At 56.5% G+C, this 21410-nt stretch carries 22 protein-coding genes and 1 tRNA gene; all 23 read left to right on the top strand.

Annotated features, from left to right (window positions below):
• Positions 1-276 precede the first annotated feature (276 nt).
• The 23 genes from rpsO (at position 277) to B9Z48_RS19480 (ending at position 21346) form a co-directional block, all read left to right on the top strand.
• A complete protein-coding gene (rpsO, locus tag B9Z48_RS19590; protein WP_019428565.1) occupies positions 277-543 on the top strand; it encodes a 30S ribosomal protein S15 in 267 nt (88 codons plus the stop codon).
• A 218-nt stretch (positions 544-761) separates the two neighbouring features.
• Positions 762-2867, top strand: coding sequence for a polyribonucleotide nucleotidyltransferase (pnp, locus tag B9Z48_RS19585; protein WP_089960512.1), 2106 nt, complete (start codon positions 762-764; stop codon positions 2865-2867).
• Between the two features lie 124 nt (positions 2868-2991).
• Positions 2992-4002, top strand: a complete 1011-nt coding sequence (locus tag B9Z48_RS19580) for an NAD(P)H-quinone oxidoreductase (protein ID WP_108380366.1) — start codon at positions 2992-2994, stop codon at positions 4000-4002.
• Positions 4002-4754: a triose-phosphate isomerase gene (gene tpiA, locus B9Z48_RS19575; protein ID WP_108380357.1), complete on the top strand. Its 753-nt coding sequence runs from the start codon at positions 4002-4004 to the stop codon at positions 4752-4754. The genes B9Z48_RS19580 and tpiA overlap by 1 nt, the downstream gene beginning before the upstream one ends.
• Before the next feature lie 39 nt (positions 4755-4793).
• Positions 4794-5177, top strand: coding sequence for a preprotein translocase subunit SecG (gene secG / locus B9Z48_RS19570; protein ID WP_089960505.1), 384 nt, complete (start codon positions 4794-4796; stop codon positions 5175-5177).
• 143 nt (positions 5178-5320) lie between these two features.
• A tRNA-Leu gene (locus B9Z48_RS19565) sits at positions 5321-5405 on the top strand.
• 65 nt (positions 5406-5470) lie between these two features.
• Positions 5471-5830, top strand: coding sequence for an NADH-quinone oxidoreductase subunit A (locus tag B9Z48_RS19560; protein WP_089960501.1), 360 nt, complete (start codon positions 5471-5473; stop codon positions 5828-5830).
• A 44-nt stretch (positions 5831-5874) separates the two neighbouring features.
• Entirely contained in the window at positions 5875-6354 is a 480-nt protein-coding gene (locus B9Z48_RS19555) for an NADH-quinone oxidoreductase subunit B family protein (protein WP_089960498.1), read from the top strand.
• 11 nt (positions 6355-6365) lie between these two features.
• On the top strand, positions 6366-6974 hold the full coding sequence (locus B9Z48_RS19550; protein WP_089960496.1) for an NADH-quinone oxidoreductase subunit C: 609 nt from the start codon (positions 6366-6368) through the stop codon (positions 6972-6974).
• 1 nt (position 6975) lies between these two features.
• Positions 6976-8229, top strand: a complete 1254-nt coding sequence (locus tag B9Z48_RS19545; protein ID WP_089960493.1) for an NADH-quinone oxidoreductase subunit D — start codon at positions 6976-6978, stop codon at positions 8227-8229.
• Positions 8226-8714, top strand: a complete 489-nt coding sequence (gene nuoE / locus B9Z48_RS19540; RefSeq protein WP_108380356.1) for an NADH-quinone oxidoreductase subunit NuoE — start codon at positions 8226-8228, stop codon at positions 8712-8714. Before B9Z48_RS19545 ends, nuoE begins: the two co-directional genes overlap by 4 nt.
• Positions 8714-10090, top strand: coding sequence for an NADH-quinone oxidoreductase subunit NuoF (gene nuoF, locus B9Z48_RS19535; RefSeq protein ID WP_108380355.1), 1377 nt, complete (start codon positions 8714-8716; stop codon positions 10088-10090). The genes nuoE and nuoF overlap by 1 nt, the downstream gene beginning before the upstream one ends.
• A complete protein-coding gene (nuoG, locus tag B9Z48_RS19530; protein ID WP_108380354.1) occupies positions 10083-12194 on the top strand; it encodes an NADH-quinone oxidoreductase subunit NuoG in 2112 nt (703 codons plus the stop codon). The genes nuoF and nuoG overlap by 8 nt, the downstream gene beginning before the upstream one ends.
• On the top strand, positions 12191-13273 hold the full coding sequence (nuoH, locus tag B9Z48_RS19525) for an NADH-quinone oxidoreductase subunit NuoH (RefSeq protein WP_089960479.1): 1083 nt from the start codon (positions 12191-12193) through the stop codon (positions 13271-13273). The genes nuoG and nuoH overlap by 4 nt, the downstream gene beginning before the upstream one ends.
• A gap of 12 nt (positions 13274-13285) precedes the next feature.
• On the top strand, positions 13286-13795 hold the full coding sequence (gene nuoI, locus B9Z48_RS19520) for an NADH-quinone oxidoreductase subunit NuoI (protein WP_062407863.1): 510 nt from the start codon (positions 13286-13288) through the stop codon (positions 13793-13795).
• Between the two features lie 37 nt (positions 13796-13832).
• The gene (locus tag B9Z48_RS19515) at positions 13833-14483 is read left to right on the top strand and encodes an NADH-quinone oxidoreductase subunit J (protein WP_089960475.1); all 651 of its coding nucleotides are present in this window, start codon (positions 13833-13835) and stop codon (positions 14481-14483) included.
• Positions 14483-14791, top strand: coding sequence for an NADH-quinone oxidoreductase subunit NuoK (gene nuoK, locus B9Z48_RS19510; protein ID WP_053176930.1), 309 nt, complete (start codon positions 14483-14485; stop codon positions 14789-14791). The genes B9Z48_RS19515 and nuoK overlap by 1 nt, the downstream gene beginning before the upstream one ends.
• Positions 14792-14798: 7 nt before the next feature.
• Positions 14799-16832 (top strand): NADH-quinone oxidoreductase subunit L, encoded by a 2034-nt coding sequence (gene nuoL, locus B9Z48_RS19505; RefSeq protein ID WP_089960474.1) that lies wholly within the window; start codon positions 14799-14801, stop codon positions 16830-16832.
• 22 nt (positions 16833-16854) lie between these two features.
• Positions 16855-18330, top strand: a complete 1476-nt coding sequence (locus B9Z48_RS19500; RefSeq protein WP_089960470.1) for an NADH-quinone oxidoreductase subunit M — start codon at positions 16855-16857, stop codon at positions 18328-18330.
• Between the two features lie 61 nt (positions 18331-18391).
• Complete coding sequence (nuoN, locus tag B9Z48_RS19495; RefSeq protein ID WP_089960467.1) at positions 18392-19879, top strand: NADH-quinone oxidoreductase subunit NuoN; 1488 nt, start codon at positions 18392-18394, stop codon at positions 19877-19879.
• Between the two features lie 19 nt (positions 19880-19898).
• A complete protein-coding gene (locus B9Z48_RS19490) occupies positions 19899-20201 on the top strand; it encodes a DUF2818 family protein (RefSeq protein ID WP_108380353.1) in 303 nt (100 codons plus the stop codon).
• Between the two features lie 26 nt (positions 20202-20227).
• Positions 20228-20812, top strand: a complete 585-nt coding sequence (locus tag B9Z48_RS19485) for an NUDIX domain-containing protein (protein ID WP_108380352.1) — start codon at positions 20228-20230, stop codon at positions 20810-20812.
• Between the two features lie 9 nt (positions 20813-20821).
• Positions 20822-21346, top strand: coding sequence for a DUF1178 family protein (locus tag B9Z48_RS19480; RefSeq protein WP_108380351.1), 525 nt, complete (start codon positions 20822-20824; stop codon positions 21344-21346).
• Positions 21347-21410 lie beyond the last annotated feature (64 nt).

Raw genomic sequence — 21410 nt, 5'->3', positions numbered from 1 at the left:
TGGCAATAAGCCATGGGATCAGAATTTAGCCCCGTCTTAGGCGCGATGGGAGGTGGTCTGCGAGACACCATCGCGGCGAGGGCACCGCTCCCACAAAAGGGCTCATGCAGACATCATCGAGCCCCATTCATATGGGTTATAGGGCAGCTTTTCGGGCTATAATCCGCCTGTTTTGCGATTTGCAAAGCGCACGCCATCCGCTTTTCCGGCAGGTGGCGCAAGTCATTCACCCGCCGACGTTCATTCTTGAGTCGAGGCGAAAAACAAGGAAAACCCATGATTGCATCTTCAATCAAGGCTGAGGTCGTCAAGGCCAACGCACGTGCTGCCAACGACACTGGCTCCCCAGAAGTCCAAGTCGCTTTGCTGACTGCTCGCATCAACGAGCTGACTCCCCACTTCAAAACACACGCCAAAGACCATCACGGTCGCCGCGGTCTGCTGCGCATGGTGAGCCGTCGCCGCAAACTGTTGGACTACCTCAAGTCGCGTGATGCTGACCGTTACGTTGCGCTGATCGCCAAGCTTGGCCTGCGTAAGTAATCGTCTCTCCAGATGAAAAGCGCCTGAGTTAGGTCACTAGCTCAGGCGCTTTATTCTTTTTTCAGTCGGAATTTGTCAGGGCGATCTCGCGCTGTGTCATTCCACAAAGCTTTACAGCAAAGTTTTGCAAGGTTTTGTGGAATGGCATCGAGTTCAGAGCGTCAACTTCCGGGCCCACAGTGCAGCCTCATGCGCTTTTGTTTTCAGGAGTTCTGAACATGTCTATTTTTAACAAAGTTACCAAAACCTTCCAGTGGGGCCAGCACACGGTCAAGATGGAAACCGGCGAAGTCGCTCGCCAAGCCGGCGGCGCTGTGCTGCTCGACATGGAAGGCACTGTGGTGCTGGCCACCGTCGTGGGTTCCAAGATCGCCAAAGCCGGTCAAGACTTTTTCCCCCTCACGGTGGATTACATCGAGAAGACTTACGCTGCAGGCAAGATTCCTGGCAGCTTCTTCAAGCGTGAAGCCAAGCCCAGCGAGCACGAGACCCTGACCAGCCGCCTGATCGACCGTCCGATCCGTCCTCTGTTCCCTGAAGGTTTCTACAACGACGTGCATGTGGTCATCCATACCGTGTCTTTGAACCCTGAAGTCGACGCCGACATCGCCGCGATGATCGCCGTGTCTGCCGCCCTGTCCATCTCGGGCATCCCGTTCAACGGCCCCATCGGTGCTGCCCGCGTGGGTTACATCAACGGTGAATACGTCCTGAACCCTGGCCAGACCCAGCGCAAAGGCAGCGTCATGGACCTGGTGGTCGCCGGTACCGAAGCCGCTGTGCTGATGGTCGAATCCGAAGCCCAGCAACTGTCCGAAGAAATCATGTTGGGTGGCGTGGTGTACGGTCACGAGCAGTCGGCCATTGCCATCAACGCCATCCACGAGTTGGTGCGCGACGCTGGCAAGCCTGTGTGGGACTGGCAAGCGCCTGCCCGCGACACCGCTTTTGAAGCCAAGCTGGCCTCTTTGGCCGAAGAAAAACTGCGTGCGGCTTACCAGATCCGTAACAAGCAAGCCCGCACCCACGCTTGCCGTGAAGCTTACGCTTCGGTCAAAGTGGCTTTGGCCGATGAGGGCGTGGCGTTTGACAGCGTCAAGCTCGACGGCCTGATGTTCGAAATCGAAGCGCGCATCGTGCGCAGCCAGATTTTGGCCGGTGAGCCCCGCATCGACGGCCGCGACACACGCACTGTGCGCCCCATCGAAATCCGCAACAGCGTGCTGCCCCGCACACACGGCTCGGCCTTGTTCACACGTGGCGAAACCCAGGCTTTGGTGATCACCACTTTGGGCACCGAGCGCGATGCGCAGCGCATCGACGCGCTGGCGGGTGAGTTCGAAGACCGCTTCATGTTCCACTACAACATGCCTCCCTTTGCCACTGGCGAAGTGGGCCGCATGGGTTCGACCAAGCGCCGCGAAATCGGCCACGGCCGTTTGGCCAAGCGTGCTTTGGCCGCTGTGTTGCCAAGCAAAGAAGAATTCCCCTACACCGTGCGTGTGGTGTCCGAAATCACCGAATCGAACGGTTCTTCGTCCATGGCTTCGGTCTGCGGCGGCTGCCTGTCGATGATGGACGCGGGTGTGCCGATGAAAGCCCACGTGGCCGGTATCGCCATGGGCCTGATCAAGGAAGACAACCGCTTTGCGGTGTTGACCGACATCTTGGGTGACGAAGATCACCTGGGCGACATGGACTTCAAAGTGGCCGGTACCACCAACGGTATCACCGCGCTGCAGATGGACATCAAGATCCAGGGCATCACCAAAGAAATCATGCAAGTCGCTTTGGCCCAGGCCAAAGAAGCCCGCATGCACATTCTGGGCAAGATGCAAGAGGCGATGAGTACGGCCAATACCGAAGTGTCGGATTTCGCACCCAAGCTCTTCACCATGAAGATCAACCCCGAGAAAATCCGTGATGTGATCGGCAAGGGCGGCGCGACCATCCGCGCCCTGACCGAAGAGACCGGTTGCCAGATCAACATCGGTGAAGACGGCACGATCACCATCGCGGCCACCGACGGCGAGAAAGCTGACATCGCCAAGAAGCGCATCGAGCAGATCACCGCCGAAGTCGAAATCGGCAAGGTCTACGAAGGCCCTGTGACCAAGATCCTGGACTTCGGTGCCCTGATCAACTTGTTGCCTGGCAAAGACGGTCTGCTGCACATCAGCCAGATCGCCCACGAGCGCGTCGAAAAAGTGACCGACTACCTGAGCGAAGGCCAGATCGTCAAAGTCAAGGTCATGGAAACCGACGAAAAGGGCCGCATCAAGCTGTCGATGAAGGCTTTGTTGGACCGTCCTTCACAAGGCTGATGCGGGGTTTTGTGTGGAGGGTTGGGGGTTGAGCGAGAAGCTTTTTAGCCGCACTGCTCAACCTGCCCATCACACAAAACGCTGAATGCTCAACGCCAAACCCAGAACGCTGAACGCACAAACCATGAACGTCATTGAAATTCAAAGCTACGGCGCTCCCTCCGTGCTGGTGCCCGGCTCCCGTCCCGACCCTGTGGCCGGGGCAGGGGAGTTGCTCATTCGTGTCTCGGCCAGCGGCATCAACCGCCCCGATGTGTTGCAACGTACCGGTCACTATCCCGTGCCACCGGGTGCCTCGGACATTCCAGGGCTCGAAGTGGCCGGTGTGGTGGTGTCGGGTGACGCCGCAGCCATGGTTGAGGCGGGCCTGGCGGTGGGGGATCGTGTGTGCGCTTTGGTGGCCGGCGGTGGTTATGCGCAACTGTGCGTTGCGCCTGTCGCGCAGTGTTTGCCTGTCCCCACAGGACTGACCGATACCGAAGCCGCTTCTCTGCCTGAGACGTTTTTCACGGTGTGGAGCAATGTGTTTGACCGTGGCCGCTTGCAAGCGGGTGAGACTTTGTTGATCCAAGGCGGCACCAGCGGCATTGGCGTGACCGCCATTCAAATGGCCAAAGCGGCAGGAGCCACGGTGATCGTCACGGCGGGATCTGATGCCAAATGCCAGGCTTGCTTGGCTTTGGGTGCGGACCAGGCCATCAATTACAAAACCACCGACTTTGTGGCTGAGGTCAAACGCATCACTGGCGGTGTGGGTGTGAATGTGGTGTTGGACATGGTTGCGGGTGACTATGTGGCGCGTGAAGTCGAGGCCTTGGCCGAAGACGGTCGCTTGGTCATCATCGCGGTGCAAGGCGGCATCAAGAGCGAGTTCAATGCGGGCTTGGTGTTGCGTCGGCGCTTGACCATCACGGGCTCTACGCTGCGTCCGCGCCCTGTGGCTTTCAAGGCGGCGATTGCGCAGTCTTTGCGTCAAACCGTTTGGCCCTGGATCGAGTCGGGCAGCATCAAGCCGGTGATTCACACGGTCTTTGGGGCGATGGATGCGGTGGGTGACTTGACCACGGGTGCAGCTCAGGCGCATGCCTTGATGGAGAGCAATCAACATGTCGGTAAATTGGTGGTGACTTGGTGATGAGCCCATCCAGTAAATTGATGGTGGGCAACTGGAAGATGAATGGCAGCTTGGCTGCCAATGCATCTTTGGTGGCGCAGCTCTTGGAGGGCATCGGAGCGGTGTCATGCCGTTCGGCACTTTGCGTGCCCGCACCGTATTTGGCGCAGATGCAACATCTGTTGACGGACTCGTCTGTGGACTTGGGTGCACAAGATGTGTCCGCCCATGCCTCGGGTGCTTACACGGGTGAGGCGTCTGCTGACATGCTGCGTGATTTTTCAGTGCGTTATGTGATCGTCGGTCATTCTGAACGCCGTCAGTACCACGCAGAATCTGATGCCACAGTGGCGGCCAAGACACAACGTGCCTTGGCGGTAGGCATCACCCCGATTGTGTGTGTGGGCGAGAGCTTGGCCGAACGAGAAGCCGGTCAAACCGAGGCGGTGGTCAAGCGGCAATTGGCAGCGGTGATCCAAACCAACGGCCATTGCATCAGTGAAATTGTGGTGGCCTATGAACCCGTTTGGGCCATTGGCACGGGCCTGACAGCCACGCCCGAGCAAGCCCAGCAGGTACATGCTGTTTTGCGTTCTCAATTGCAAGCGGCCAGTGCCCAAGCCACGCGCATTTCGATTTTGTACGGCGGCAGCATGAATGCTGCTAACGCAGCAGACTTGTTGGCTCAGCCCGATGTCGACGGCGGTTTGATTGGCGGTGCCTCCCTCAAGGCCGCCGACTTTTTATCCATGTTGAAAGCCGCTTCGCGCTGAGCTTTCAATCCTTGTTTGTAAATTTTTCGGAGAACTCTGATGAGCGTGATGTTGACTTTGATTTTGGTGGTTCAGATGTTGTCGGCTTTGGCCATGATTGGTTTGATCCTGATTCAACATGGCAAAGGTGCTGACATGGGTGCAGCTTTTGGCAGTGGTGGTTCGGGCAGTTTGTTCGGTGCAACGGGAGGTGCCAATTTCTTGTCCCGCACCACGGCGGTTTTGGCTGCTGTGTTTTTTGTGTGTACTTTGTTGTTGGCATATTTCAGCAACGTCCGTCCAGCTTCTTCGGGCAGTGTGCTTGAAGGTGTTGCGGTCACGGCCCCAGCTGCACCTGCCAATGTGAGTCCTGCAGCGCAAATTCCAGGCAACGAACCTGCTGCAAAGACCGACAACAGCGTGCCGCCAGCACCAGCCAAGTAAGCTTCATTTAAGCATTGCTGCTCTGCACAAATTTACGTGTTTTTCGAAGGAAATGGACGGGTTTTCAGAGTAAAATACGGGAATGCCCGGAGAGCTAAATACGTTGTATGATGTACCTCTTGCAAACTGGGCAAATGTATCCAGCCGTCGTGGTGAAATTGGTAGACACGCTATCTTGAGGGGGTAGTGGCGAAAGCTGTGCGAGTTCGAGTCTCGCCGACGGCACCAGATAAACAGAGCAGCCCAAATTGAAAAATTGGGGCTGTTCCTTCGGTGATACCGCAAGTCCCAAAATGAACCTCTCTCAATATCTCCCCATTCTTTTGTTCATTTTGGTCGGCATCGCGGTCGGCATCATTCCCCAGGTTTTAGGCTACATTCTTGGCCCCAACAAACCTGATGCGGAAAAAAATTCTCCCTACGAATGTGGCTTTGAAGCCTTTGAAGATGCTCGAATGAAGTTCGATGTGCGCTACTACTTGGTGGCCATTTTGTTCATTTTGTTCGATCTGGAAATTGCTTTTTTATTCCCTTGGGCCATCGCCCTCAAGGAAGTCGGCATGGCTGGGTTTGTAGCTGTGGTGATCTTCTTGGCCATTTTGGTGGTGGGCTTCGTCTATGAGTGGAAAAAAGGCGCCCTGGATTGGGAATGAGCGTTCTTGCACACAACAGCAAACTGCCTGTTTGAGGAATCCAAATGATTGAAGGTGTGATGAAGGAAGGCTTCATCACCACGAGTTACGACTCTGTGGTGAATTGGGCTAAAACCGGCTCGCTTTGGCCCATGACTTTTGGTCTGGCTTGCTGCGCGGTTGAAATGATGCATTCGGCCACAGCACGTTATGACTTGGCACGTTTTGGTGCTGAAGTTTTTCGTGCCAGTCCTCGTCAGGCTGACTTGATGATTGTGGCCGGCACCCTGTGCAACAAAATGGCACCCGCCTTGCGCAAGGTCTATGACCAAATGTCAGAGCCGCGGTGGGTGATCTCCATGGGCTCATGTGCCAATGGCGGTGGTTATTACCACTACAGCTATTCGGTGGTGCGGGGTTGTGACCGCATCGTGCCAGTGGATGTGTATGTGCCGGGCTGCCCACCCACGGCTGAGGCCTTGATTTACGGCATCATCCAGTTGCAGCAAAAAATTCGCCGCACACAAACCATTGCGCGTGCTTGAAGGGAATGACGATGACCGATTTCGCCATTCGACCCGAAGATCTGCAAGACACTCTGGCTGCCGCCCTGGGTGATCGGGTTCAAAATATTTCCATCGCTTTGGGTGAAGTGACTGTTCATGTGAACGCACAGCATTACCTGGGTGTGATGCAAACCCTGCGTGATGCGCCCGGTTGCCAATTTGAGCAACTCGTTGATTTGGCCGGCCTCGATTACTCGGCCTACCGTGAAGTGGGCACAGACGGCCCGCGTTTTGGAGTCACCGTGCACTTGTTGTCGGTGAGCCTGAACCAGCGCGTGCGTGTCAAAGTGCTGTGCCCTGAAGATGATCTGCCACTGGTGGACTCGGTCAACGAGATCTGGAACTCGGCCAACTGGTACGAGCGCGAAGCCTTTGACCTGTACGGCATCGTGTTTGAAGGTCACAACGACCTGCGCCGCATCCTGACCGACTATGGATTCATCGGTCACCCCTTCCGCAAGGACTTCCCTTTGTCGGGGCACGTTGAAATGCGCTATGACGCCGAACGCAAGCGAGTGATTTATGAGCCGGTGAGCATTGAGCCTCGCGAAATCACACCGCGCATCATCCGCGAAGACAACTATGGAGGCCTGAACTGATATGGCCGAAATCAAGAATTACACGCTGAACTTCGGTCCACAGCACCCGGCAGCGCACGGCGTGCTGCGTTTGGTGCTTGAGCTGGACGGTGAGGTGGTGCAACGCGCTGACCCACATATCGGTTTGCTGCACCGTGCCACAGAAAAACTCGCGGAGAGCAAAACCTATATCCAGTCGCTGCCCTACATGGACCGTCTGGATTACGTGTCCATGATGTGCAACGAGCACGCTTACTGCCTGGCCATCGAGAAGATGCTGGGTTTGGAAGTGCCGATGCGTGCGCAGTACATCCGTGTGATGTTCTCCGAAATCACCCGCATCCTGAACCACCTCATGTGGCTCGGCTCGCACGGCAACGACTGCGGCAGCTCCACCATCCTGATCTACACCTTCCGTGAACGTGAAGATTTGTTTGACATGTATGAAGCCGTGTCGGGCGCACGCATGCATGCGGCTTACTTCCGACCCGGTGGTGTGTACCGTGACCTGCCGGACAGCATGCCGCAGTACAAGGTCAGCAAGATCAAAAACGCCAAGGCCATCGAGCAGCTCAACAGCAACCGCAACGGCTCTTTGCTGGATTTCATCGACGACTTCACTCAGCGCTTTCCCAAGTGCGTGGACGAGTACGAAACCCTGTTGACCGACAACCGCATCTGGAAGCAGCGCACCGTGGGCATCGGAGTGGTGGCCCCTGAGCGTGCTCTGAATCTCGGCATGACCGGCCCCATGTTGCGTGGCTCCGGCTTCGCGTGGGACTTGCGCAAAAAGCAGCCTTACGACGCCTACGACCAAGTCGAATTCGACGTGCCTGTGGGCAAGACCGGCGACAGCTACGACCGCTATTTGGTGCGTGTTCAAGAGATGCGCGAATCCAACCGAATCATCCAGCAATGCGTGAAGTGGTTGCGTGCCAACCCCGGTCCGGTCATCACCGACAACCACAAGGTGGCACCGCCCTCGCGCGAAGGCATGAAGTCCAACATGGAAGACTTGATCCACCACTTCAAGCTCTTCACCGAAGGTTTTCATGTGCCCGAAGGCGAGGCCTATGCCGCTGTCGAACATCCGAAAGGCGAGTTCGGCATTTACATGGTGAGCGATGGGGCCAACAAGCCTTATCGCCTCAAAATTCGCGCCCCGGGCTTTGCCCATTTGGCCACCCTCGATGAAATGGCCCGTGGCCACATGCTGGCCGATGCGGTCGCGATCATCGGGACCATGGACATTGTTTTTGGAGAGATTGACCGATGATCTCTGAGTCAACCAAAGCACGCTTTGCGCGTGAAGTCGCCAAGTTCCCTGCAGACCAAAAGCAGTCGGCTGTCATGGCCTGCCTGTCGATCGTGCAGCAAGAACTGGGCTGGGTCAGCCCCGAGAGTGAGCAAGTTGTGGCCGAGGTGTTGGGCATGCCGGTGATGGCGGTGCACGAGGTCACCACCTTCTACAACATGTACAACCAAAAGCCGGTGGGCAAGTTCAAGCTGAACGTCTGCACCAACCTGCCTTGCCAGTTGCGTGGCGGTGCTCAGGCGCTGGCGCATCTGGAGCACATATTGGGTGTGCACGCCGGAGAAACCACCGCCGACGGCCTGTTCACGCTGCAGCCCAGCGAGTGCCAGGGCGCTTGCGCCGATGCGCCGGTGCTGTTGGTCAATGACCGCCACATGTGCAGCTTCATGAGCCACGAAAAGCTCGACCAACTCGTTGACAGCCTGAAGAAAGCCGAGGCCGCCTGATGAACGTCGAACAAATTCTCAATCAATTCCAGGCAACTGGCGTTGAAACTTGCTTCCATGACCGCCACATCAATCCGCAAATCTATGCCGGTTTGAACGGTAAGAACTGGGGCATCCAAGACTACGAAGTACGCGGTGGCTATGCGGCTTTGCGCAAGATTTTGGGCAAAGATGGCAGCGAAGGCCTCACGCAAGACCAAGTGATTGCCACCGTCAAAGAGTCGGGCTTGCGCGGTCGAGGCGGTGCGGGCTTCCCCACGGGACTGAAGTGGAGCTTCATGCCCCGTCAGTTCCCCGGTCAAAAGTATTTGGTGTGCAACTCGGACGAAGGCGAGCCGGGCACTTGCAAAGACCGCGACATCATGGAGTACAACCCGCACACGGTGATCGAAGGCATGATCATCGCTGCTTATGCCATGGGCATCAGTGTGGGCTACAACTACATCCACGGGGAAATTTTCCACACCTACGAGCGCTTTGAAGCAGCCCTCGAAGAAGCCCGCGCTGCAGGCTACCTGGGCGACAACATTCTGGGCAGCAGCTTTAGCTTCCAGTTGCACGCCTCGCATGGTTTTGGCGCTTACATCTGCGGTGAAGAAACTGCTTTGCTCGAATCGCTCGAAGGCAAAAAAGGCCAGCCCCGCTTCAAGCCACCGTTCCCGGCCAGCTTCGGTTTGTACGGCAAGCCCACCACCATCAACAACACCGAGACTTTTGCGGCTGTGCCCTGGATCATCCGCAACGGTGGCCAGGCGTATCTGGAATGCGGCAAGCCCAACAACGGTGGTACCAAGATCTTCTCGGTCAGCGGTGACGTGGAGCGCCCCGGCAACTACGAAGTGCCCATGGGCACGCCGTTTGCCAAGTTGCTCGAGCTCGCCGGTGGCGTACGTGGCGGTCGCAAGCTCAAAGCCGTGATTCCTGGCGGCTCTTCATCGCCCGTGATTCCGGCCGATTTGATGATGAAGCTCACCATGGACTACGACAGCATCGCCAAAGAAGGCGGTTCGATGTTGGGTTCCGGTGCGGTGATCGTCATGGACGAGACGCGTTGCATGGTCAAGGCCTTGGCGCGTTTGTCTTACTTTTATTCTCACGAGTCATGCGGCCAATGCACGCCTTGCCGTGAAGGCACAGGCTGGCTCTGGCGCATGGTCGACCGCATTGAACACGGCCAGGGCCGTGCCAGCGACATCGACATGCTCGACAGCGTGGCCGGCAACATCATGGGCCGAACGATTTGCGCCTTGGGCGACGCTGCGGCCATGCCGGTGCGCGGCATGCTCAAGCATTTCCGTCACGAATTTGTACACCTCATCGAGCACAAGACCTCCATGGTCGGTGTCGATGCAACATCGGTGAAGACCCATGGTTGAAATAGAACTCGACGGTCAGAAAGTGGAAGTTGCCGCGGGCAGCATGGTGATGCATGCCGCTGAAAAAGCAGGCACCTACATTCCTCATTTCTGTTACCACAAGAAACTTTCCATCGCGGCCAACTGCCGCATGTGCTTGGTGGAGGTCGAAAAGGCCCCCAAACCGATGCCAGCGTGTGCCACACCTGTGACACAAGGCATGATCGTGCGCACCAAGAGCGAAAAAGCCATTGCCGCCCAAAAGTCGGTCATGGAATTCCTGCTGATCAACCACCCGCTGGATTGCCCCATTTGTGATCAAGGGGGCGAATGCCAGTTGCAAGATTTGGCTGTGGGATACGGCGGCACAAAATCTCGCTACGAAGAAGAAAAGCGTGTGGTCTTCCACAAGGAAGTCGGCCCGCTGATTTCGATGGAAGAGATGAGCCGATGCATCCACTGCACACGCTGCGTGCGCTTCGGCCAAGAAGTAGCCGGTGCCATGGAGTTGGGCATGTCCCACCGCGGTGAGCACGCCGAAATCGAAACCTTCTTGGGCCAGACGATCGACTCCGAGTTGTCGGGCAACATGATCGACATCTGCCCCGTGGGCGCCTTGACCAGCAAGCCTTTCCGCTACCACGCCCGCACTTGGGAGCTGTCGCGCCGCAAGTCGATTGCAGCGCACGACTCATCCGGTGCCAACCTGATCGTGCAAGTCAAGAACAACCAGGTCATGCGCGTTGTGCCCTTGGAGAACGAAGACGTCAACGAGTGCTGGATTGCAGACCGTGAGCGCTTCTCATACGAAGCACTCAACGGCTCTGACCGCTTGACACGCCCCATGCTCAAGCAGGGCGGCGAATGGAAAGAAGTTGACTGGCAAACCGCCCTCGAATACGTGGCCAATGGCCTGCGCAACATCCAGCGTGACCATGGTGCCAACAGCATTGGCGCATTGGTCAGCCCACACAGCACCGTCGAAGAGTTGTATTTGGCAGGTGCTTTGGTGCGCGGTTTGGGTTCGGACAACATTGACCACCGCCTGCGCAACGGCGAGTTTGCCGCAACCGAAGGCGTGCGCACTTTGGGCACATCGATTGCTTCGCTGAGCTCATTGCAGCGCGTTTTGGTCGTGGGTTCTAACCTGCGCAAGGACCACCCGCTGTTTGCCCTGCGCGTGCGCCACGCGGTGCGCCATGGCGCTCAGCTGAACGTGATCACCGACCCTGCGTCATTCAGCCACGCCGACGCTTGGGCCATGCCCGTGGCCAACGCGGCCGTGACCGAAGCTTTTGCTTGGGCCCAAACCATGGCCGATCTGGCCGTGGCCATTGCTGCTGAAAAAGGCGTGGAAGCGCCTTGTACGGGTACGGCTTCCGCCTCGGCCCAAGCCATGGCCAAGTCCCTGTTGGGTGGCGAGCGCAAAGCCCTGTTGTTGGGCAACGCTGCTGCGCACCATGGCAACGCCTCGACGCTGTTGGCCTTGGCCAACTGGATTGGCGTACAAACCGGTGCCAGCGTGGGTTACCTGACCGAAGCGGCCAACACCGTGGGTGCGCAGTGGGTGGGTGCCCAGCCGCAAACCGGTGGCAAGCACGCCGGCCAAATGCTGGCCGGTGGCCTCAAAGCAGCGCTCTTGCTCAACACCGAGCCCGAGTTCGACAGCGCAGCAGGTGCAGCAGCGGCCAAGGCCCTGGGCCAGGCCGAGATGGTTGTCACGCTCAGTCCCTTCAAGGCCAACATGGCTTTCAGCGACGTGCTCTTGCCCATTGCCCCGTTCACTGAAACCTCGGGCAGCTTTGTCAATGCCGAAGGCCGCTTGCAAAGCTTCCACGCCGTGGTCAAGCCTTTGGCCGAAACACGCCCCGCATGGAAAGTGCTGCGCGTACTGGCCAATCTGCTGGACATCCCGGGCGTGTCTTTTGAGACCTCGCAAGATGTTCTGGCCCGCGCCACGGCCCAGCCCCTGGCGGCATCGAACGCCACACGGTCCGCGATCAACCTGAGCGGGACCACCACACCCGCGCCAGCGATTGCTTCCATTTACCAGCTCGACGGCATCGTGCGCCGTGCGCCGTCTTTGCAGCTGACCGCAGACGCACGCTTGGAGGTCACCCCATGATTGACGCGCTGTACAACGGCGGTCTGAATTTGATCGCTGCCAGCTGGTGGGCCACTTTGGTTTGGCCAGTGCTGTGGATTTTGCTGAAGATTGTTGCCATTCTTGCGCCTTTGATGGGCGCTGTGGCTTACCTGACGCTCTGGGAGCGCAAGCTTTTGGGCTTCATGCAAGTGCGCCACGGTCCCAACCGCGTGGGTCCTTTTGGTTTGCTGCAACCCATTGCCGATGCCCTCAAGTTGTTGACCAAAGAACTGATCAATCCGAGTGCTGCGAGCTTGGGATTGTTCCGCTTGGGTCCGATCATGGCCATCATGCCGGCTTTGGCCGCTTGGGTCGTGATTCCTTTTGGACCCGAAGTGGCACTCACCAACATCAACGCCGGTTTGATGCTGGTGATGGCGATCACCTCCATCGAGGTGTATGGCGTGATCATCGCGGGTTGGGCCTCCAACTCCAAGTACGCCTTTTTGGGTGCGCTGCGTGCATCGGCCCAGATGGTCAGCTACGAAATCGCCATGGGTTTTTGCTTCTTGGTGGTCTTGATGGTCTCGGGCAGCATGAACCTGACCGCCATTGTGTTGGCGCAAGGCCAGGGCCAAATGGCGCACATGGGTTTGGGTTTCCTGTCCTGGAACTGGCTGCCGCTGCTGCCCATTTTCTTGGTTTACCTGATCTCGGGTGTGGCCGAAACCAACCGTCATCCCTTTGACGTGGTCGAAGGCGAAGCCGAAATCGTGGCCGGTCACATGGTTGAATATTCGGGCATGGGTTTTGCCATCTTCTTCCTGGCCGAATACGCCAGCATGTGGTTGGTGTCCATTTTGGCCGTGATCATGTTCTTGGGCGGCTGGTTGTCGCCCATCGACAGCGCCTTGTTCAACGCCATTCCAGGCTGGATCTGGCTGGGTCTCAAGACTTTCCTGGTTGTGTCCATGTTCATCTGGATTCGCGCCACCTTCCCGCGCTTCCGCTACGACCAGATCATGCGTCTGGGCTGGAAGATTTTCATCCCGGTCACCCTGGTGTGGCTGCTGGTGGTGGGCGTATGGCTCCACTCACCATGGAACATCTGGAAATAAGCGGCGCACCACATGACCACAATGACTGCTTCCTCTTTCTCGATCAAGGACTTCCTCAAGAGCTTCATGCTCGTGGAGTTGTTCAAGGGCATGGCCCTGACCGGACGTTATGCATTTGCCCGCAAGGTGACAGTGCAGTTCCCGGAAGAAAAAACCCCGCTGTCGCCGCGTTTTCGCGGCCTGCACGCCCTGCGCCGTTATGACAACGGCGAAGAGCGCTGCATCGCCTGCAAACTGTGCGAAGCCGTGTGCCCCGCGATGGCCATCACCATCGAGGCGGGTCAACGCGAAGACGGCTCGCGCCGCACCACGCGTTATGACATTGACCTCACCAAATGCATCTTCTGTGGTTTTTGTGAAGAAAGCTGCCCGGTGGATTCGATCGTCGAGACGCACATTTTTGAATACCACGGCGAAAAACGCGGTGACCTGTACTTCACCAAGGACATGTTGCTGGCCGTGGGCGACCGTTACGAAAAAGAGATCGCTGCCGCCAAGGCCGCTGACGCTCCTTACCGTTGAACGCCGCCCAGTCCTGAACACTTAAAAAGACAGACCTATGGACGTCAAGACCGGTTTCTTCTACCTCTTCTCGGTGGTGCTGCTGTTTGCAGCCTTCCGGGTGGTCACCGCACGCAACCCTGTGCACGCGGTGCTGTACCTCATGCTCGCTTTCTCGCAAGCTTCAGCCGTGTGGTTCTTGCTCAACGCCGAATTCCTGGCCATTTTGCTGGTGCTGGTTTACCTGGGTGCCGTGATGGTGCTTTTCTTGTTCGTGGTGATGATGCTGGACATTGGCATCGATACCGTGCGCAAGGGCTTCTGGAAAAACTTCCCTCTGGCGGCTACCTTGGGGGCCATCGTGGCTTTGGAAATGGCCGCTGTGTTGTTGTCTGGTTTTCGCATGTCCGAAGCGCCTGCCATGGCCGCCGGTGCGGTGCAGGTCGACAATGCCAAAGCCTTGGGCATTTTGCTTTACACCGAATACCTGATGCCGATCCAGATTGCTGCGGCCATTTTGTTGGTGGCCATGATCGCGGCCATTGCACTGACTCTGCGTGAGCGCAAGGACAGCAAGGCGATTGACCCGTCCATCCAGGTCCGTGTGCGTGCGGCTGACCGCATGCAGGTGGTCAAGATGGCTCCGACACAAGCGGCACCTGACCGTGTTGCTGAAACAGATGCAGCCTCTAATGAGGTGAAAAAATGATGACACTGACCCTGGGACATTACCTGTCGCTTGGCGCCATGCTGTTTGCATTGGCGGTGATCGGCATCTTTCTGAACAGAAAGAACCTGATCGTTTTGCTCATGGCCATCGAGCTGATGCTGCTGGCCGTGAACATGAACTTTGTGGCGTTCTCTCATTACCTGGGTGATATGCACGGCCAAGTGTTTGTGTTTTTCATCCTGACGGTGGCCGCCGCCGAGTCGGCCATTGGCTTGGCGATCCTCGTGTTGTTGTTCCGTAATCAGCACAACATCAACGTGGACGAACTCAATTCGCTCAAGGGTTAACAAGAATATGAGTCAAACCCTCAACGCCAGCACGCTGCTGGCAGTTCCCCTCGCGCCCTTGGTGGGCTCGGCATTGGCCGGTGTGCTGGGCACCCAATTCGGTGGCAACTGGATAGGCCGACGCCTGTCTCATACCCTGACCATTCTGGGTGTGCTGGTGGCTTTTATCCTCTCTGCCATGACGCTCAAGAGCGTCATCGATGGCGCCCGTTTCAACGAAACCCTCTACACCTGGATGGTGGTGGGTGGCTTGAAGATGGAAGTCGGCTTTTTGATCGATGGCATCACCGCCATGATGATGTGTGTGGTGACCTTCGTGTCGCTGATGGTGCACATCTACACCATTGGCTACATGGAAGAAGACGAAGGCTACAACCGCTTCTTCGCCTACATCTCGCTGTTCACCTTCTCCATGTTGATGTTGGTGATGAGCAACAACTTGCTGCAGTTGTTCTTCGGCTGGGAAGCAGTGGGTTTGGTGTCGTACTTGCTGATCGGTTTCTGGTACAACAAGCCGACCGCCATCTTTGCCAACATGAAGGCCTTTTTGGTCAACCGTGTGGGTGACTTCGGTTTCATCCTCGGTATTGGTCTGATCGCCGCTTACACCGGCACACTCAATTACACCGAGTTGTTTGCCAAGGCCAACGAGTTGGCGACGATTGATTTCCCTTGGTACATCTTTGGCATGGACGCCATGCTGATCACCGTGATCTGCATTTGCTTGTTCATTGGTGCCATGGGCAAGTCGGCCCAGTTCCCGCTGCATGTGTGGTTGCCTGACTCCATGGAAGGCCCCACGCCCATCTCTGCCCTGATCCACGCCGCGACCATGGTCACAGCGGGTATCTTCATGGTGGCCCGCATGTCGCCGCTGTTTGAGTTGTCCGATGCGGCCCTCAACTTCATCATGGTGATCGGCTCGATCACGGCCTTGTTCATGGGCTTTTTGGGCATCATCCAAAACGACATCAAGCGTGTGGTGGCTTATTCCACCTTGTCACAGCTCGGCTACATGACAGTGGCATTGGGCGCATCGGCTTACTCGGTGGCGGTGTTCCACCTGATGACGCACGCATTCTTCAAGGCGCTGTTGTTCTTGGGTGCTGGCTCGGTCATCATGGGCATGCACCACAACCAGGACATCCGCTGGATGGGTGGCGTTCGCAAGTACATGCCCATCACCTGGATCACGTCGCTGCTGGGTTCGCTGGCCTTGATTGGCACGCCCCTGTTCTCGGGTTTTTACTCCAAGGACAGCATCATCGAAGCTGTGCACTTGAGCACCTTGCCTGCGGCTGGCTTTGCCAACTTCGCGGTGCTGGCCGGTGTGTTCGTCACTGCCTTCTATTCTTTCCGCATGTATTTCCTGGTCTTCCATGGAAAAGAGCGTTACGACCAGAATCCGGATGCGCACCATGACCACGATGACCACCACGGACACGATGACCATGGCCATGATAAACCCCACGAATCGCCATGGGTGGTCACAGTGCCGCTGGTCTTGCTGGCCATTCCTTCGGTGGTGATCGGTTTCATGACCATCCAGCCCATGCTGTATGGCGACTTCTTCAAAGACGTGATCTTCATTGACGCGGTCAAACACCCCGCCATGAAGCAACTCGGTGAGCTGTTCCACGGTCCTGTGGCCATGGCGCTGCATGGTCTGAGCACGGCACCGTTCTGGCTGGCTTTGGCCGGTGTGGTCACGGCTTGGTACATGTACCTGGTCAACCCCAAGGTCCCCGTTTTCTTTGCCCGTGCTCTGCGTCCTGTGATCGTGGTTCTGGAAAACAAGTACTTCATGGACTGGATCAACGAAAACATCCTGGCCAAGGGGGCTCGCGGCTTGGGCCTGGGTCTGTGGAAAGTCGGCGATCGCGCCATCATTGACGGCTTCTTCGTCAATGGTTCCTGGAAAGTCGTGGGTTGGGTGTCTGGTGTGGTGCGCTGGTTCCAGTCCGGTTTCCTGTACCACTACGCCCTGGTCATGATTTTGGGTGTGTTCGTGCTGATGACGTATTTCGTCTGGCTCGCTTAACGGTTTTGAGGACAAGATAAAAATGGGATTGTTAAGCCTTGCCATCTGGATGCCGATTGCTTTTGGCATCGTCTTGCTGGCCTTCGGTCGTGACAGCCAAGCCCGCGCCGTGCGCTGGTTGGCACTGGTCGGATCGATCGCCAGTTTCTTGGTCACATTGCCGCTGTATTCGGGCTTTCAGCTCGGCTCATCGGCCATGCAGTTTGTTGAAAAAGCCTCGTGGATCGAGCGTTTCAATGTGCATTACCACCTGGGCGTCGACGGCATTTCGCTGTGGCTGGTGCTCTTGACCGCTTTCATCAACGTGATCGTGGTGATTGCAGGCTGGGAAGTCATCACCCGCAAGGTCAACCAGTACATGGCCGCTTTTCTGATCCTGTCGGGTCTCATGATTGGCGTGTTCAGTGCACTGGACGGCATTTTGTTCTACGTCTTTTTTGAAGCCACGCTGATCCCGATGTACCTGATCATCGGCATTTGGGGCGGCCCGAACAAAATCTACGCGGCCTTCAAGTTCTTCTTGTACACCTTGCTCGGCTCCTTGCTGATGCTGATTGCCTTGATTTATTTGTACGTGGCTTCGGGTGGCAGCTTTGACATCCTGACCTGGCACAAACTGCCTTTGTCGGGTTCGGTGCAGACTTTGCTGTTCTTTGCCTTCTTCTCGGCTTTTGCCGTCAAGGTGCCCATGTGGCCAGTGCACACTTGGCTGCCCGACGTGCACGTCGAAGCGCCAACAGGTGGTTCCGCTGTGCTGGCGGCCATCATGCTCAAGTTGGGTGCCTATGGTTTCCTGCGTTTTTCGATGCCCATCGCCCCCGATGCCGCACGAGAGTGGGGCATGCTGATCATTGTCTTGTCGCTGGTGGCGGTGGTCTATGTGGGCCTGGTGGCCATGGTTCAGCAAGACATGAAAAAGCTCGTGGCTTATTCGTCTGTGGCGCACATGGGTTTTGTGACCTTGGGCTTTTTCATCTTCAATCCACTGGGCGTGTCCGGCGGCATCGTGCAAATGATTGCCCATGGTTTTGTGTCGGCGGCCATGTTCTTGTCGATTGGTGTGTTGTACGACCGTGTGCACTCGCGTGAAATCGCCAGCTACGGCGGCGTGGTCAACACCATGCCCAAGTTCGCAGCTTTTGCCCTGTTCTTTGCCATGGCCAACTGCGGCTTGCCAGGCACAGCCGGTTTTGTGGGCGAGTGGATGGTCATTTTGGGGGCTGTCAAATTCAACTTCTGGATTGGTTTGCTGGCGGCTTCTGCGCTGATCTTTGGCGCGGCTTACACCCTGTGGATGTACAAGCGTGTTTACCTGGGTCCTGTGGCCAATGACGATGTCAAGGAACTCACTGACATCAACGGTCGTGAATTCCTGGTGATGGCCTTGTTGGCTGCTGCTGTCCTTTACATGGGTGTCTACCCCAAACCCTTTACCGACGTGATGGACACCTCGGTGGCCGACTTGCTCAAGCATGTGGCTTTGTCCAAATTGCCTTGAGTTTGTGGGCTCCTTGGACATTGAATGTTTACGCCTGATTTGAAGAATTGAGAGAACACAGATGATGGACAACTCCAGCTGGATGACGGTTTATCCGGAGATCGTGTTGCTGGTCATGGCCTGCGTGATAGCGCTGGTCGACCTTTTTGTGAAAAGCCCCAAGCGCACCGCCACTTACGGTTTGACCTTGTTGTCATTGGGTGGGGTGGCCTTGCTGCACGCCATGTATGCCGATGCAGGCCAAACCTTGTACGGCTTTGGCCGCTTGGTGGTCAGTGATTCGATGGGTCATTGGCTGCGCTGCTTTGCCACGATCGCAGTCATGGTCACTTTGGTTTATTCGCGCCCCTATGCGGCCGATCGCGACATGCTGCGTGGTGGTGAATTGTTCAGCCTGAGTTTGTTTGCATTGCTGGGCATGAGTTTCATGATCTCTGGCCAGAACTTCATCGTGATTTATCTGGGTCTGGAGCTGTTGACGCTGTCAAGCTACGCCTTGGTCGCCCTTCGCCGAGACCACACACAAGCCACCGAAGCGGCCATGAAGTATTTCGTTCTGGGTGCCATGGCCTCTGGCTTTTTGCTCTACGGCATGTCCATGTTGTACGGTGCCACCGGCAGTCTCGAACTGTCTGCGGTGCTCAAGGCCATCGCTTCGGGACAGGTCAATCACCAAGTCTTGGTGTTTGGATTGGTCTTTATTGTGTCTGGTTTGGCATTCAAGATCGGTGCAGTGCCATTTCACATGTGGATTCCTGACGTTTACCAAGGTGCGCCCACAGCAGCGACTTTGATGATCGGCGGAGCGCCCAAGTTGGCCGCCTTTGCCATCATGATCCGCTTGCTCGTGGAAGGCCTTTTGCCCCTGGCTTTTGATTGGCAGCAAATGCTGTCTTTGCTGGCCATTGCTTCCTTGCTGATTGGTAACCTCGCGGCCATCGCTCAGACCAACCTCAAACGCATGCTGGCTTATTCCACCATTGCGCAAATGGGTTTTGTGTTGTTGGGTTTTGTGGCCGGTGTGATCAATGGTCAAACCACCTTGGCAGCCAACGCTTACAGCTCGGCCATGTTCTACATGATCGGCTATGTGCTGACCACGCTGGCCAGTTTTGGCATCATCATGCTGTTGGCTCGCCAAGGCTTTGAGAGCGAAGAAATCACAGATTTGGCCGGTTTGAACCAGCGCAATCCCCTGTATGCAGGTGTCATGGCCATTTGCCTTTTCTCCTTGGCAGGCATTCCACCCATGGTTGGCTTTTATGCCAAATTGGCGGTGTTGCAATCATTGATCGCATCTGGGCAAGGTTTTTACATGGGCTTGGCCATCTTTGCTGTCATGATGTCCTTGATTGGCGCCTTTTACTATTTGCGTGTTGTCAAAGTGATGTACTTCGATGAACCGCTGACCGCTGCCACGGTGTCGGCCGATCTGGATGTGCGTGTGGTACTGTCCTTGAATGGTTTGCTCGTGTTGGTGCTGGGCATTGTGCCGGGCGCTTTGATGGCTTTGTGTGCCGATGCGGTGGTTCGCATGCTGGCTGCTTGAAAACAGGATTTCATCTCTCATGTCGCTCAGTTTGCAAATCGCTTTGTTGGTGCTTCTGGCTTTCCTAGCAGCCAATTTGCCATTTGCCAACCAGCGACTCTTGTTGCTCGGGCCTGCGCGGGCCACCAAACCTTTGATTTGGCGTCTGGCTGAGTTGGTGCTTTTGTACTTTTTGGTGGGTGCCTTTGGCTTGGCGCTGGAAAATCACAGCGGACAAATCGCACCTCAGGGTTGGGAGTTTTATGCCATCACAGGCACCATGTTTGTGACATTGGCTTTTCCGGGTTTTGTCTTTCGATATTTGATGCACCGCAAGCATTGAATGTCCATTCTTCTTCAAAGCATGGCATGTCAGACGATCATTTGATCGAACACACGGTGCAGCAACAAGAGTTGTTGCGCGGTCATTTTCTGCATGTGGTGCGTGATTCGGTTCGCCTGCCCAACCAGCGTTTGGCCACCCGCGAGTACGTGGTTCATCCCGGCGCCGTGATGGTCATTCCCATGCTTGAGACCTCTGAAGGTTTGCGCTTGGTCATGGAGCGTCAGTTCCGCTACCCAGTGGGGCAGGTGATGGTCGAGTTTCCTGCGGGAAAACTCGACGCCGGTGAAGATCCTTTTGTGTGCGCACAACGCGAATTGCTCGAGGAAACAGGTTACTCCGCAGCGCAGTGGGCGCGTGCGGGTGTGTTGCATCCAGTCATTGCTTACTCTACCGAGGTCATTGAAATCTGGTTTGCCAAAGATTTGAGTTTGGGTGAGCGCCAACTCGATCAAGACGAGTTTCTTGATGTCTTCACGGCCACGCCCGACGAACTGATGTCCGCTTGTCAGCAAGGTTTGGTCACCGATGGCAAAACCTTGACGGGTCTGTTGTGGCTGCAAAATGTGCTTTCAGGTCAATGGTCTTTGCACTGGCAAACCGCTACCTGAACCTTCCCGATGAAAGTGCTTGATCTTCAATGCCGCCAAGGCCACAGTTTTGAAGGCTGGTTTGCTTCACAAGACGACTATGACGCGCAGCGCGGACGCGGCCTGGTCACATGTCCAGTGTGCAACGACAGCGAAATCACCAAGATGTTGTCGGCACCCCACTTGAATCTGGGTCACGGCACAGCCCCTGTTTCAAGTCAAGGCGACTCACCTTCAAGTTCTGCCAGCCCGGCACCCACCCGTGATGAGGTCTCAGTAGACGCGACCACAAGCGCCCATTCGCCTGCTGTGCCCTCTGAAGCTTTGCAACAGATGCAAGCGGCCATGATGAAGATGGTGCGTCATGTGATGGCCAACACCGAAGATGTGGGGGGGCGTTTTGCCGAAGAGGCGCGAAAAATCCATTACGGAGAGCGCGAGGAGCGCAACATCCGGGGGCAAGCCACCCGAGAAGAAACAGAGGCTTTGCTCGACGAAGGCATTGATGTCTTGCCCTTGCCGGTGCCCGAAAGCCTCAAAGGGCCATTGCAATAGGCCCGGGGGCTTGCTTGTTTCAATCTTTGCGATGGCGCGTCCACCGTTCCTCCTTTGAGTCCAC

Source organism: Limnohabitans sp. WS1, from assembly GCF_003063265.1.
In the GTDB taxonomy this organism is placed as follows: domain Bacteria; phylum Pseudomonadota; class Gammaproteobacteria; order Burkholderiales; family Burkholderiaceae_C; genus Limnohabitans_A.
This window is presented reverse-complemented; position numbering and strand designations above follow the sequence as displayed.

Bases quoted from the DNA above. Each gene is read 5' to 3' on its own strand.
- rpsO (WP_019428565.1), top strand. From the start codon at position 277: ATGATTGCATCTTCAATCAAGGCTGAGGTCGTCAAGGCCAACGCACGT.
- pnp (WP_089960512.1), top strand. From the start codon at position 762: ATGTCTATTTTTAACAAAGTTACCAAAACCTTCCAGTGGGGCCAGCAC.
- B9Z48_RS19580 (WP_108380366.1), top strand. From the start codon at position 2,992: ATGAACGTCATTGAAATTCAAAGCTACGGCGCTCCCTCCGTGCTGGTG.
- tpiA (WP_108380357.1), top strand. From the start codon at position 4,002: ATGAGCCCATCCAGTAAATTGATGGTGGGCAACTGGAAGATGAATGGC.
- secG (WP_089960505.1), top strand. From the start codon at position 4,794: ATGAGCGTGATGTTGACTTTGATTTTGGTGGTTCAGATGTTGTCGGCT.
- B9Z48_RS19560 (WP_089960501.1), top strand. From the start codon at position 5,471: ATGAACCTCTCTCAATATCTCCCCATTCTTTTGTTCATTTTGGTCGGC.
- B9Z48_RS19555 (WP_089960498.1), top strand. From the start codon at position 5,875: ATGATTGAAGGTGTGATGAAGGAAGGCTTCATCACCACGAGTTACGAC.
- B9Z48_RS19550 (WP_089960496.1), top strand. From the start codon at position 6,366: ATGACCGATTTCGCCATTCGACCCGAAGATCTGCAAGACACTCTGGCT.
- B9Z48_RS19545 (WP_089960493.1), top strand. From the start codon at position 6,976: ATGGCCGAAATCAAGAATTACACGCTGAACTTCGGTCCACAGCACCCG.
- nuoE (WP_108380356.1), top strand. From the start codon at position 8,226: ATGATCTCTGAGTCAACCAAAGCACGCTTTGCGCGTGAAGTCGCCAAG.
- nuoF (WP_108380355.1), top strand. From the start codon at position 8,714: ATGAACGTCGAACAAATTCTCAATCAATTCCAGGCAACTGGCGTTGAA.
- nuoG (WP_108380354.1), top strand. From the start codon at position 10,083: ATGGTTGAAATAGAACTCGACGGTCAGAAAGTGGAAGTTGCCGCGGGC.
- nuoH (WP_089960479.1), top strand. From the start codon at position 12,191: ATGATTGACGCGCTGTACAACGGCGGTCTGAATTTGATCGCTGCCAGC.
- nuoI (WP_062407863.1), top strand. From the start codon at position 13,286: ATGACCACAATGACTGCTTCCTCTTTCTCGATCAAGGACTTCCTCAAG.
- B9Z48_RS19515 (WP_089960475.1), top strand. From the start codon at position 13,833: ATGGACGTCAAGACCGGTTTCTTCTACCTCTTCTCGGTGGTGCTGCTG.
- nuoK (WP_053176930.1), top strand. From the start codon at position 14,483: ATGACACTGACCCTGGGACATTACCTGTCGCTTGGCGCCATGCTGTTT.
- nuoL (WP_089960474.1), top strand. From the start codon at position 14,799: ATGAGTCAAACCCTCAACGCCAGCACGCTGCTGGCAGTTCCCCTCGCG.
- B9Z48_RS19500 (WP_089960470.1), top strand. From the start codon at position 16,855: ATGGGATTGTTAAGCCTTGCCATCTGGATGCCGATTGCTTTTGGCATC.
- nuoN (WP_089960467.1), top strand. From the start codon at position 18,392: ATGATGGACAACTCCAGCTGGATGACGGTTTATCCGGAGATCGTGTTG.
- B9Z48_RS19490 (WP_108380353.1), top strand. From the start codon at position 19,899: ATGTCGCTCAGTTTGCAAATCGCTTTGTTGGTGCTTCTGGCTTTCCTA.
- B9Z48_RS19485 (WP_108380352.1), top strand. From the start codon at position 20,228: ATGTCAGACGATCATTTGATCGAACACACGGTGCAGCAACAAGAGTTG.
- B9Z48_RS19480 (WP_108380351.1), top strand. From the start codon at position 20,822: ATGAAAGTGCTTGATCTTCAATGCCGCCAAGGCCACAGTTTTGAAGGC.